11 protein-coding genes are annotated in these 12,087 nt (G+C 42.3%); all 11 read right to left on the reverse strand.

The window, feature by feature from the left end:
* Window positions 1–258: 258 nt before the first annotated feature.
* The gene (locus BIZ38_RS01205; RefSeq protein ID WP_240920976.1) at window positions 259–558 is read right to left on the reverse strand and encodes a hypothetical protein; all 300 of its coding nucleotides are present in this window, start codon (window positions 556–558) and stop codon (window positions 259–261) included.
* Window positions 559–706: 148 nt separating this feature from the next.
* Window positions 707–1,087, reverse strand: coding sequence for a VOC family protein (locus tag BIZ38_RS01210; protein ID WP_187489350.1), 381 nt, complete (start codon window positions 1,085–1,087; stop codon window positions 707–709).
* A 115-nt stretch (window positions 1,088–1,202) separates the two neighbouring features.
* The gene (der, locus tag BIZ38_RS01215; protein ID WP_187489351.1) at window positions 1,203–2,672 is read right to left on the reverse strand and encodes a ribosome biogenesis GTPase Der; all 1,470 of its coding nucleotides are present in this window, start codon (window positions 2,670–2,672) and stop codon (window positions 1,203–1,205) included.
* 75 nt (window positions 2,673–2,747) lie between these two features.
* Window positions 2,748–3,926: an outer membrane protein assembly factor BamB gene (gene bamB / locus BIZ38_RS01220; protein ID WP_138601964.1), complete on the reverse strand. Its 1,179-nt coding sequence runs from the start codon at window positions 3,924–3,926 to the stop codon at window positions 2,748–2,750.
* A 9-nt stretch (window positions 3,927–3,935) separates the two neighbouring features.
* Window positions 3,936–4,556 (reverse strand): YfgM family protein, encoded by a 621-nt coding sequence (locus BIZ38_RS01225; protein WP_187489352.1) that lies wholly within the window; start codon window positions 4,554–4,556, stop codon window positions 3,936–3,938.
* Window positions 4,557–4,580: 24 nt separating this feature from the next.
* Window positions 4,581–5,855: a histidine--tRNA ligase gene (gene hisS / locus BIZ38_RS01230; RefSeq protein ID WP_054553524.1), complete on the reverse strand. Its 1,275-nt coding sequence runs from the start codon at window positions 5,853–5,855 to the stop codon at window positions 4,581–4,583.
* A 132-nt stretch (window positions 5,856–5,987) separates the two neighbouring features.
* Complete coding sequence (gene ispG / locus BIZ38_RS01235) at window positions 5,988–7,106, reverse strand: flavodoxin-dependent (E)-4-hydroxy-3-methylbut-2-enyl-diphosphate synthase (protein WP_054553525.1); 1,119 nt, start codon at window positions 7,104–7,106, stop codon at window positions 5,988–5,990.
* A 5-nt stretch (window positions 7,107–7,111) separates the two neighbouring features.
* Window positions 7,112–7,996 carry a RodZ domain-containing protein gene (locus BIZ38_RS01240; RefSeq protein WP_054553526.1) on the reverse strand — a complete coding sequence of 295 codons (885 nt, stop codon included), beginning with the start codon at window positions 7,994–7,996 and terminating at the stop codon, window positions 7,112–7,114.
* Window positions 7,993–9,780 (reverse strand): type IV pilus biogenesis/stability protein PilW, encoded by a 1,788-nt coding sequence (gene pilW, locus BIZ38_RS01245; protein ID WP_187489353.1) that lies wholly within the window; start codon window positions 9,778–9,780, stop codon window positions 7,993–7,995. The genes BIZ38_RS01240 and pilW overlap by 4 nt, the downstream gene beginning before the upstream one ends.
* 114 nt (window positions 9,781–9,894) lie before the next feature.
* Window positions 9,895–11,025: a bifunctional tRNA (adenosine(37)-C2)-methyltransferase TrmG/ribosomal RNA large subunit methyltransferase RlmN gene (locus tag BIZ38_RS01250; protein WP_054553528.1), complete on the reverse strand. Its 1,131-nt coding sequence runs from the start codon at window positions 11,023–11,025 to the stop codon at window positions 9,895–9,897.
* A 170-nt stretch (window positions 11,026–11,195) separates the two neighbouring features.
* Complete coding sequence (gene ndk / locus BIZ38_RS01255) at window positions 11,196–11,627, reverse strand: nucleoside-diphosphate kinase (protein ID WP_036972405.1); 432 nt, start codon at window positions 11,625–11,627, stop codon at window positions 11,196–11,198.
* Window positions 11,628–12,087 lie beyond the last annotated feature (460 nt).

Genomic DNA, 12,087 nt, shown 5'->3' on the forward strand with positions numbered 1-12,087 from the left:
TTACCCCATTTTTCAGAAAGCATGCAACAACGTGTGATTGAAAAGTATCAACCTATTTTTAAAGCGTGGTATTACGGCGTACCTGAAACAGATTGTTGGAATAAGATGACTTGTCAGGAGCAAATATTAAAACCAAGGGAAGCTGAATATGAAGGTTTGTAAGGGCAAGGGATGCTTGTTTCGGCAATCGTATTTTTTAAACTTGCTTAATAAGAAGCCTGTACCAACTCAGATACAGGCTTTATTGGTTATTAAGTGTTATAGCTTAACCAGCATTTTTCCTTTATTTTTACCTTCGAACAGACCAAGAAATGCATCAACGGCGTTTTCGATGCCGTGGTAAACCGTTTCTTCAGATTTAATTTTACCTTCGCTGATCCACGCACTCATTTGCTCAATAAACTCAGGGAACTGATCAAAATAATCAATCACGATGAAGCCTTGCATGGTGAGCTTTTTCGAGTTGATATAAAAGAGGTTGCTTGGCCCTGGCTGTGCAGTGTCGTTATTGTAACCTGAGATCATGCCACATACAGGAATACGGCCGTAATCGTTCATTACATTGAGTGCAACTTAAAGTTGATGCTGAAGAATTAACGGCTAAGTTAATGGCATGCTCAAATATGAGTTTGGAGCGAATCGAGGTATTACGCGAGTTAACCCTTGAGCTGCATACTGACCTAACAAAAACGGACCTTACAAAAAGCTAATCTTCTACTAAACACACTAAAGTGCCTTCAATAGCGCGAACATACGCATAATGCTGGGCGTCTTTTTTAGTTGGCGGGCATAATGGCTCAGCACCAGCAAGTACAGCTTTATCGTAACTTTCGACTAAATTATGGCAACTGAATCTTAGCTCAAAACCTAGTGCAGGTTGCTTAGGATGGGCACGAATATACCCTTGCTTGAAATATGCTTGCGCATGAGGGTGGGTCGCAAAGGCAAGTTTTACAGCCCCTGTAACAAGTTCACCGTACTCAGCATCGTCACTGATATGATTGGTATTAAAACCAAATGCTTGATAGTAAAAGTCGAGTACTTCTTCTACGTTATCGACGTAAATAACCTGACTTAAAAAGTCCATTTATGCTGCTCTATTTATTATTCGTTTATTAAATAAAGCATAGTTTCAGCAATAAAAAAACCTTGTAAGTCATACTTACAAGGTTTTTGTAATACTTAAAGCTTAGCTGTAGAAATTACGACTTGTTGCGGTTTTCTTTCGCAAATGCACGAATTTTACGTTTTTGCGATAAGGTCACTTTGTTAGTGCGGCCAGCGTATGGGTTATCGCCTTCTCTAAATTCAATTTTGATTGGCGTGCCCATAATACCTAATGCTTTACGGTAGTAGTTCATTAGGTAGCGCTTGTAGCTATCTGGTAAGTCATGAACTTGATTACCGTGGATCACGATACGTGGTGGGTTATAACCCCCTGCGTGAGCATATTTAAGTTTTACACGACGACCACGAACAAGTGGCGGTTGGTGATCAACTTGTGCCATATCCATGATACGACGCAGCATCGCTGTGCTAATACGTTTAGTCGCTGATTCGTACGCTTCGTCTACTGATTCAAATAAATGACCCACACCGGTGCCATGTAAAGCAGAGATAAAGTGTAAACGTGCGAAATCGATGAAACCTAAACGACGGTCAAGTTCTGACTTAATACGTTCTTTAACGTAATCGTCTAGGCCGTCCCATTTGTTAACAGCCACAACCAATGAACGACCTGCGTTTAAGGCAAAACCTAGTAAGCTCAAATCTTGATCAGAAATACCTTCTCGTGCATCAACCACAAGCAATACCACGTTAGCATCTTCAATCGCTTTAAGGGTTTTGATCACAGAGAATTTTTCTACAACATCGCTTACTTTCTTACGTTTACGAACACCTGCGGTATCAATAAGAATGTACTCTTTGTCGTTACGTGTCATCGGAATATAGATAGAATCACGGGTTGTACCCGGCATATCGTAAACGATTACACGTTCTTCGCCTAAGATACGGTTTGTAAGTGTTGACTTACCAACGTTAGGACGACCGATAATTGCAAGCTTTACTGGCTTATCAGCAAAGGCTTGCTGGTTGTCTTCGCCTTCTTCATCTTCGCTGTAAAGATCAACTAATTCGTCATCACTTTCTTCAAGCTCTTCAGCTTCGCCTGCAAGTTCGGCAATGACTGGCTGTAAAGTTGTTTCAAGTAGCTGCGTGATACCACGGCCGTGAGCCGCTGCAATGTGATGTACGTCACCTAAGCTTAACTGGTAGAACTCAGCACAATATGAGTCTGCATCAATACCATCGACTTTGTTTGCCACAACAAAACATTTCTTCTGTTGTTTACGAAGGTGGTTAGCAATCGCTTGGTCAGCGGCGGTCATACCTGCGCGGGCATCAACTAAAAATAACACGATATCGGCTTCTTCAATTGCCAGAAGCGATTGCTCAGCCATTTCAGTTTCGATACCTTGCTCAGAACCGTCAATACCACCCGTGTCTACCACGATAAATTCATAGCCATCGTAATCAGCTTGGCCATATTTTCTATCTCGTGTTAAGCCTGGAAAGTCGGCTACGAGGGCGTCACGAGTACGTGTTAAACGGTTAAATAATGTGGATTTGCCCACATTGGGTCGCCCAACAAGAGCGATCACGGGAAGCATAAACTACCTCTTAAAAAAACAACAAAAGGCTTCGCCAAGCGAAGCCTTAGAAAAATAACGTTTACTATTAGTAAGTTAGTTTGGAATTTTAACCGCGCTAACTTCACCATCTCGGGTGTATAAAATTAATTTGTCACCGGCAACAACAGGCTCAATAAAGAAACCTGAGCTGTCAAAGTCTTCGCGCGATACAAGCTCGCCCGTTTCTTTGTCTAACCAGTGTAGGTTACCTTCTTGGTCACCTAATGCTAAATATTTACCAGCCACAGTCGGGCCTGTTAAGTACCAGCCGCGCAGTGCTGGTTGGCTCCAGCGCTCAATACCTGATGTTTTATCTAGACCGTAAATAACACCATCGCTATCAACAACATAGATAGACTGGCTATCCATCGATAAATCACGGTAGCTGCTATATTCACGTTTCCAAACAACATTACCTGAACGAATATCAACGGCTGCTAAGTTACCATTATAAGCGATTGCATAGGCGTATGGGCCGCTAATTAATGCTTGTGTATCTACATCAACTAAACGTTCAAACTCAGACGCACCCTTTGGAGAGGCAATTTCAGCACTCCATGCAGAGTAGCCGTTTTCTGAAATTAATACGCTCAGTTTACCTGTTTCAAGACCTAGTAATACACCGCCGTTTGCCACAGTTGGTGAACTTTGACCACGTAATGTCAGTGGTGGTACTTCTTGTTCGAAGCGCCAACGTTCTTCACCTGTATCTGGGTGCACTGCTAATAATTTACCAGAGCCTAGGTTTACAAAGATTAAGCCGTCGCCTGCAGCAGGTTTAGCAAGTACTTCGCCAGGCATCGTTTTACGCCAAACAATTTCACCTGTTTCACGGTCTAGCGCGGTTAAGTAACCATGCTCAGAACCAACAAAAATTTTGCCGTAAGCTTGTAAAATACCACCCGATAACTTGGCACTTTCTGTGGTTTCCCAAGGCCAAAAGGCAGGGTTTTCACGCACATCGGTTTGCCATAGCGTATCGCCATTTTCAAGCGAAAGGGCTTCAACTTCACCTTCGCGGTTTGCTACATACACAACATCGTTATGAATAGCCGGCGTTAAGCGCGAGAAATAATGCTGAACACCGTCACCAATTGATTCTTGCCATACTACGTCTGTCTCAAACTGATTAACAATTTCAGGCAGTACCAGTTCTTCTTCGTCATCACTTGACGAACACCCAGTTAGGGTTGCGATACACAGAGCAAGTGTTGCCGCTGTTAACTTCTTCATCTTAACCCCTTACGCCGCTGGGCTAGTTTGTGCTAAGTCATCAAGTTTAATTTGTAATAACGGGTTGTTTTCAAGGCCGCCATTATCCGCAGCAGCTTGGTATTGGCTGCGTGCTTCTGCCTTATCGCCTTGTGCAGCATAAACATCGCCTTTTAATTCAGCGACTGCAGCAGTAAATGATGCAGGAAGCTGGGCGTTTAGCGTTGTTAACGCTTGCTCATATTGCTTTTGCGCAAGGTGAACACGAGCAAGGCGCGTTGTTGCCGTTGCTTTAAGCTCAGGGTTTTGCTCGTTGGTGATGATCCAGTTAAGCTTTTCGCTTGCCGCATCAAGGTCATTCTTTTCTACGGCTTCTTTTGCCGCAACAAATGCTGTTAGCGTGCTGTAGCTTGACTCGTTATTTTCTTTAATAAACGTATCCGCTTTTTCTAGCACGGCACCGCTTTCAACAAGTTGTGTGAAAGAGTCAGATGCTTTCTCAGCCGTGGTGATTTGGTTTTGGTTATAAGCTTTCCAACCATATAAACCACCTAAACCAGCAACAATACCAATCGCAAGTGCTAAACCATTTTCACGGAAAAAGCGTTTGATCGCTTCTTCTTGTTGTTCTTCTGTTGAATAAATTTCCATGCTTACCTCTGTTGCTAGCTGGGCTTAAATAAGCTCAGCTAGTAGCGTTTTCGCTTCTTCTAGTTTTAAGGTGACTTGTTCTTTACGCTCACGTAAGTACTTAATTGTCACAACGCCTTGTTCTAATTCATCTTCGCCGATAATAACTGCGACTAGCGCATCGCTTTTATCTGCGCGTTTTAATTGCTTTTTAAAGTTGCCACCGCCTGCGTGCACCATAACACGAAGACCTGCAACATCTTTACGTAACTGAGCGGCAATGATAGGCGCTTGAATGCTGGCTTTATCGCCCATTGCTGCCAAATATACATCAGCACTACGGCGGATGTCACCTACACTTTCTAGTGCTTGAAGTAATAACACTAAACGCTCAAGACCCATTGCAAAACCTACCGCTGGTGTTGCTTTACCGCCAAGTTGTTCAACTAGGCCATCGTAACGACCACCGGCACAAACGGTTCCTTGTGCGCCTAGGCTATCGGTTACCCACTCAAAAACGGTGCGGTTGTAATAGTCAAGGCCACGTACAAGCTTTTCATTTACCGTGTATTCGACGCCAGCAGCGTCTAAACGTTCACATAAATTTTCAAAATGTTCTTTTGATTCAGCGTCTAAGTGCTCAGATAGTTTAGGCGCATCAGTTAAAATGGCTTGTACATCAGGGTTTTTGCTATCTAACACACGTAAAGGGTTGCTGTGCATACGACGCTTAGAGTCTTCATCAAGTACATCGACGTGTTGCTCTAAGTAAGCAACAAGTGCATCACGGTAGTCTGCACGCGCTTCATTTGAACCCAATGAATTAAGCTCCAGACGAACGTGTTCATTGATACCAAACTCTTTCCATAATTGGGCTGTCAGCAAAATAACTTCTGCATCAATATCAGCAGTGGCAATGCCGAATGTTTCTAAACCAAATTGGTGGAATTGACGGTAACGGCCTTTTTGTGGACGCTCGTGACGGAACATCGGGCCCATGTACCATAAACGTTGTTCTTGGTTATACAGTAAACCGTTTTGATTACCTGCACGTACACACACTGCGGTACCTTCAGGGCGAAGAGTTAAGTTATCGCCATTACGGTCTGCAAAGGTGTACATTTCTTTTTCGACGATATCGGTTACTTCACCGATAGAGCGTTTGAATAGGTCGGTTGATTCAACAATTGGAAAACGAATTTCTTGATAACCAAACGATGAAACTGTTTCACGTAAAATGTCTTCTACTTTCTGCCAAATTTGCGTATCGCCTGGCAGACAATCGTTCATACCACGAACTGCCTGAATTTGTTTTGCCACTGATAAATCCTAAATACTGTAATTGCGCTGAAAAAATCGCGCCTCAAGAAAAACTAAAAATTGACCCGCTATTATACCGTTTGGGCTCTAAAGGTAAACGGCAAACCCAAGGGTTTGCCGAGTATATGCGAATTATTCAACGATTTTGATGTCGATTGGCGTTTCTTTCTCTTTTTTAGCGATAAAGTCACGCACATAGCCTTCAAGTTGGTCAACAATATTATCGTTATCGATACGTGCTTTTTGACGCTCACCATTGATGTATAAGCCAGAGCGACGGTTCGCACCAGCAAGGCCGATATCACTAACCAGCGCTTCACCAGGGCCATTTACCACACAACCAATCACCGACACTGACATAGGCTCAACCACGTCTTCAAGGCGCTCTTCAAGTTGGTTCATGGTGCTTACCACATCAAACTCTTGGCGTGAGCAGCTCGGGCAAGCAATAAAGTTAATGCCGCGTGAGCGAATGCGTAATGATTTTAAAATATCAAAACCCACTTTGATCTCTTGTACCGGATCGGCAGCAAGTGATACGCGTAATGTGTCACCAATGCCTTCGGCAAGTAGCATACCTAAGCCAACAGCTGATTTAACAGATCCTGAGCGCATACCGCCAGCTTCGGTAATACCTAAATGCAGTGGCTGGTCGATTTCTTTGGCAAGTAAACGATATGCACCGACCGCTAAAAATACATCTGACGCTTTAACGGATACTTTAAATTGGTCAAAGTCTAAACGTTGTAAGATCTCAACATGGCGCATAGCTGATTCAAGTAAAGCTTCTGGTGTTGGTTCACCGTATTTTTCTTGTAAGTCGCGCTCTAATGAACCGCCATTAACACCAATACGAATAGGGATGTTATGCTCACGGGCTGAGTCTACAACGGCACGAATACGCTCTTCGCTACCGATGTTGCCTGGGTTAATACGCAAACAATCCGCACCATACTGAGCCACTTTTAATGCTATACGGTAATCAAAGTGAATATCTGTTACCAGCGGAATAGTGACCTGTTCTTTAATGCTTTTAAATGCTTCAGCTGCTTCCATGGTTGGTACAGACACACGCACAATGTCGGCGCCGGCATCTTGAATAGCTTGAATTTGTGCAACCGTTGCATCGATATCTAGGGTGTTGGTGTTAGTCATCGACTGAACGGCAATTGGTGCACCATCACCAATTGGCACATTACCTACGTTAATACGGGTCGATTTTCTACGTTTAATAGGAGATTCTGAAAACATTGCGGTTACTCTGATAACGGTAAAGTAAATTTAGCTAAGCGATTTTTGGCAAAATGTGAGGTATCGACGGCTTGACCTTGAAAAGTAATATCGACTACTTGGTGTTTGCCGAGCACCACACTAAACGGCTGTGGGCCGGTTACTGTCATAACGTAACCTGCTTTTTTAACACCAAAAGCAATACGATCGCCGTTGCCATCGTGAATTTCTACCCAGCTATCTTCATTGAAGTGCATCACCACTTCGCTGTGCTCAGGATCAGCTTTTTTGGTTTGCGGCTGAGCAGTTAATTGGCTTTGTGACGCAGCCTGATTTGCTGCTTCGTTGTTAGTTATTGGCACAGTTTCTTGTGGCTCAATAACTTCTTTGTCTTCTGTAGGCAATTGAACTGTTTCTTCAACTGGCGCTTCGTCTGCTAAATTAGTGGTTAGCTCATTACTTTCAAGCTGATTTGGCATCGCCGTTGTTACCGGCTCTTCGATACTTTGATTACTATTTTGCCACCACCAAACGACCGATGAGCCTATAATGACAGCTAAAATAAAATAACTGAATAGCATTAAACGGCTATCGTTTGCTTCTTTTTCGGTGCGACGAGAGAAGCTCTGCATATTAGATTTTTTAGCTGGCTCAACATGCTCAGGTAATAATTCAAGCATGGCTTGGCTATCTATTTTTAGCTCGCGACAATAGCTTCTGATATACCCTTTTACGAAGGTTGCAGGGCCTAGTAATTCATGTTCGTCGTTTTCTAATCGTTGTAATTGTAAAACTGATAATTTTAATGCACCAGCAAGCTGCTCAAGGCTCATTCCTGCATCTTCGCGGCGTTTTTTTAGCGCCTGGCCGAGCGTTTCTTGTGGTTGTTCTAAATTGTTTTCTTCATTCATAATGCGTATGAGTCTGGATCTACCAATAAAAGTCTATGCCCAGGCTTAAGGGCAACATCTGGGCTCAATTTGTTCCAGCGCATTAATTGATCGATTAATACGCTATGCTGCGTGGCAATGTCGTACAAAGTATCACCAGCATTAATGTCGTGATAAATATTCGGATCATTTAAATAGATGCGAGTACCGTTTTGTACGCGATCCGATTCTTTTAAGCCATTCCACAGCAAAATCTTCTGTAGTTTAACATTGTATCGCACTGAAATGCTAAATAGGTTTTCACCATTTTCAATAATATGGTAGGGGATATTCAGCGCAGGTACACGTGGGTTGAGCATGGGTAATTGTATTTGTTCAGAAGTCACTGAGTACGAGGTTTGACTCGTTTGGCCTGCATAGTTGGATTCTTCGCCAAAGACATTTTCATCTTTTTCAGGCTGATAAAATATCACTGTGCTTTCATTTTTGCTGACAGCTTTTGCAGAAGTTGAAGTTTGTTGCTTAATCTCAGGAGATGTGGGTGCCCCAAAAGATACAATAGTGACTTCATCGTTAGCAGCTTTAGGTGTTGATATACTTTTCTTTTGTTCTGGTGTTTTTATTGCAAGCGCATTAACAACAGCTTCAGTATCGACAGGCTTAGTTGGAGTTGATGCTATTTTTTTTGACGATTCAGTCTTAAAACCCGAAGCTTCGGGCTGAATCTTTGCTTGCTCTACAACTAGGGCTGGCATGTTTGCAACAGATTGGGTTGATTCGACAGTTTCTTGTTCATTAATTGCAGGCACTTCTGACTTTTGCTGATTCGTAGCATATACTTCTTTTGCATTAGAAGTTTGTACATCTGTCTTATCTACAATTACTGTTTCATTCGCCTTTGTTGGGGCTTTTCTTTTTACGATTCGGATCTTTGGTTGGTCTTTGCTAACCGATGAGTTATCGCTTGAAATCTGGAGCTCTTCGAGTTGAGCTTGACGATATTTTTCTCGTAATATTTCAAACTCTGAACGTTTAACCTGCCCAGAAGTAATGGCTTTAGCTTCGTTTGAGCCGGGGTAAGTTTGTAAAATGATACCTGCAGTTGCTTCGGCTTTTTCTATGTGTCCCATACGTTGCTGGATAAGATAGCTGAGCATAAGTGCACGAGGTGTTACGCGGCCTGTTGATTCGTATTTTTCAATAATATCTTCAGCTTTATGTAGATCACTTTTTGCGTAATACAAACCAGCCAAGCTTATCATTGAAGAGGGGCGCTGCGAGCTGTGATTAAGTGCTGATTTTAGGTATTTTTCCGCATTTTCGAAGTCATCAAATTCAATCGCACATAAAGCTAAGTTTTCGTAACTTTCAGCTACACGGATATAGCTAGGAATTGAAATCGCTTTAAGAAGCTCTTCTGCAGCGCGGTCATACTCACCAATGCCACACAAAAATACACCATAATTGTTTAAGGTGTTTGGATCATTAGGGGCAATTTTTAATGCGCGCTGATAGGCTTTATCGGCAAGTTCTGGTTCATCAACCTGTTGATAGTAATAAGCTAAAGAGTAATGAACTTCAGGGAGGTCAGGTGCAAAATCTGCGGCGCGTTCTAAATTATATTTTGCTTGTGAATTATTGCCTGTTTTTAAGTACTGTAACGCAAGGGCGATACGGGTACGGGCAGCACCGGTATTGTTAACTTGTTTTTCAACAACGGGTCTGTCGCTACCTTCGTAGCTGTTTTCTGTAACACACCCTGTTAATGCAAATGCACTAACAGTAATGGCAAGTATAGAACGCATTACCTAATCTCTTCTTTGATTCCGTATGCCTATCTTACCGAAAAGCCTTTGTGTTGCATCTATTATTTTAAAAATAACGAGTTTGCCACAAAGGCTTAACTTCAAAAGTTACGCTTATGCTTGGTGAATGTTTACCGCAATTGCGTTATCTTCGCGCATTTTCTTTTTCGCTAAACGTTTAGTACGGTCAACGACATCACCCACTAATTGACCACAAGCTGCATCAATATCATCACCACGAGTACGGCGAACGATACAGGTAATACCTGCTGCTTGTAATACTTTAGAGAAGCGGTCGATACGGCTGTTACTCGAACGGCCATATTCATTACCCGGGAATGGATTAAACGGGATCAGGTTCACTTTTGAAGGTGTACCTTTAAGTGTTTTAACCAATTCGTGGGCTTGATCGGTACTGTCGTTCACACCTTGTAGCATAACGTATTCGATAGTCACATCTTTGTTTGCTTTAGAACCATCGATATATCGACGACATGCGGCTAAAAACTCTTCAATTGGGTACTTTTTATTAATTGGTACTAGTACATCTCGCAGCTCATTGTTTGGCGCATGCAGTGAAATAGCCAATGCTACGTCAATCTTCTCTTTTAATAGATCAAGCGCAGGAACCACACCTGAGGTACTTAATGTAACGCGACGTTTTGATAAACCAAAACCCCAATCGTCCATCATAAGTTCCATTGCTGGTACGACGTTTTTAAGGTTAAGTAATGGCTCACCCATACCCATCATTACAACGTTAGTTACAGGGCGCTTAGTGCTGTCGCCGTCTAAACCAATATCTTTCGCGACACGCCAAACTTGGCCGATGATCTCAGACACCGCTAAGTTACGGTTAAAGCCTTGTTGAGCCGTAGAGCAGAAGGTACATTCAAGGGCACAACCTACCTGTGAAGATACACATAAAGTTGCACGGTCTTTTTCTGGGATCCAAACAGCTTCTACTTCTTGGCCACCTTGTAGCATCAGGGCGTATTTAATAGTGCCATCAGTCGCTACTTGTTTAACTGAGATCTCAGGAGCAACAATTTCACATTCAGCTTTTAGCTTTTCTTTAAGCTTTTTGTTGACGTTTGTCATGTCGTCAAAATTGTCTACGCCAAAATGATAAATCCATTTCATCACCTGATCGCCACGGAATGGCTTTTCACCGAATGATACAAAAAGCTCACGCATTGCATCTCGGTTTAAATCTAATAAATTAATCTTTTTTTCAGTGGTCATGAAACAACCTCAATCAGTGACGGTGGTAAGTAGTTTGGGTGCGCGATTGTACATTATTTAATCGACTTAGTCATTAGCTAAACAGATTAACAATAGGCTTAGCTAATGACTAAAAAAGGGCCCGAAAGCCCTTTTTCTTCTGCATCACAGACTTAGCTGTGAACTCGAAATTAACGAGTACGTGGGCAGATTTCTTCGTCAGCGAAGAAGTATGCGATTTCACGTGCAGCTGATTCAACAGCGTCAGAACCGTGAACAGCATTTTCGTCGATGCTGTCTGCGTAGTCAGCACGTAAAGTACCCGCTAGTGCTTCAGCAGGGTTAGTAGCACCCATGATTTCACGGTTTTTAAGTACTGCGTTCTCACCTTCAAGAACAGTAACCATTACTGGACCAGATGTCATGAACTCAACTAAAGCACCGAAGAAAGGACGCTCGCTGTGCTCAGCGTAGAAACCTTCAGCTTTTTCTTTTGAAAGGTGAACCATTTTAGCTGCAACGATTTTAAGACCCGCAGTTTCGAAACGGTTGTAGATAGCACCGATGTGGTTTTTAGCAACTGCATCAGGTTTTACGATTGAAAAAGTACGCTCTAAAGCCATCTTTATGCTCCAATAATTTTAAATTTAAAAGGTTAAATATTAACGGGCGCGAATTATACGCGCTTTACGTGAAAATTCCTAATTTAATTAAATAGTCATTTGATGGCATTTTCATGAATCTAAAAATGTTCAGCAAAATGAGTATAAAATGCGAACACCTTTTACAGTTAAGCACTTGTTTCCACAATGAACTCAGAGTGGTTACGAGTATACATAGCGTGTGTGATATCACAGAAGTGTTTGTTAATGATTTTGATTATTACAGTGATGGCAACTATGCCTGTGTAGAGGACTTCAAAAGCGTATTACCCATTACAGCCCCTATATTTATTGAACTAGACCAAACCAAGCTCCTGAAGTTGGAAGTAGTCATATTTTTTATATCGCTATTCGTTTTGCAAACGGCAAAACCTTTGCGCTTGAAACTGAAGAAGTGCTGTTGTTGTAGTTTTTGTAATCA

The sequence above is a fragment of the Pseudoalteromonas sp. BZK2 genome, from assembly GCF_014349195.1.
GTDB classification, from domain to species: Bacteria; Pseudomonadota; Gammaproteobacteria; order Enterobacterales; family Alteromonadaceae; genus Pseudoalteromonas; species Pseudoalteromonas simplex.

Coding starts and splice junctions, on each gene's coding strand:
- BIZ38_RS01205 (WP_240920976.1), bottom strand. CDS start 558: ATGAACGATTACGGCCGTATTCCTGTATGTGGCATGATCTCAGGTTAC.
- BIZ38_RS01210 (WP_187489350.1), bottom strand. CDS start 1,087: ATGGACTTTTTAAGTCAGGTTATTTACGTCGATAACGTAGAAGAAGTA.
- der (WP_187489351.1), bottom strand. CDS start 2,672: ATGCTTCCCGTGATCGCTCTTGTTGGGCGACCCAATGTGGGCAAATCC.
- bamB (WP_138601964.1), bottom strand. CDS start 3,926: ATGAAGAAGTTAACAGCGGCAACACTTGCTCTGTGTATCGCAACCCTA.
- BIZ38_RS01225 (WP_187489352.1), bottom strand. CDS start 4,556: ATGGAAATTTATTCAACAGAAGAACAACAAGAAGAAGCGATCAAACGC.
- ispG (WP_054553525.1), bottom strand. CDS start 7,106: ATGTTTTCAGAATCTCCTATTAAACGTAGAAAATCGACCCGTATTAAC.
- BIZ38_RS01240 (WP_054553526.1), bottom strand. CDS start 7,996: ATGAATGAAGAAAACAATTTAGAACAACCACAAGAAACGCTCGGCCAG.
- pilW (WP_187489353.1), bottom strand. CDS start 9,780: ATGCGTTCTATACTTGCCATTACTGTTAGTGCATTTGCATTAACAGGG.
- BIZ38_RS01250 (WP_054553528.1), bottom strand. CDS start 11,025: ATGACCACTGAAAAAAAGATTAATTTATTAGATTTAAACCGAGATGCA.
- ndk (WP_036972405.1), bottom strand. CDS start 11,627: ATGGCTTTAGAGCGTACTTTTTCAATCGTAAAACCTGATGCAGTTGCT.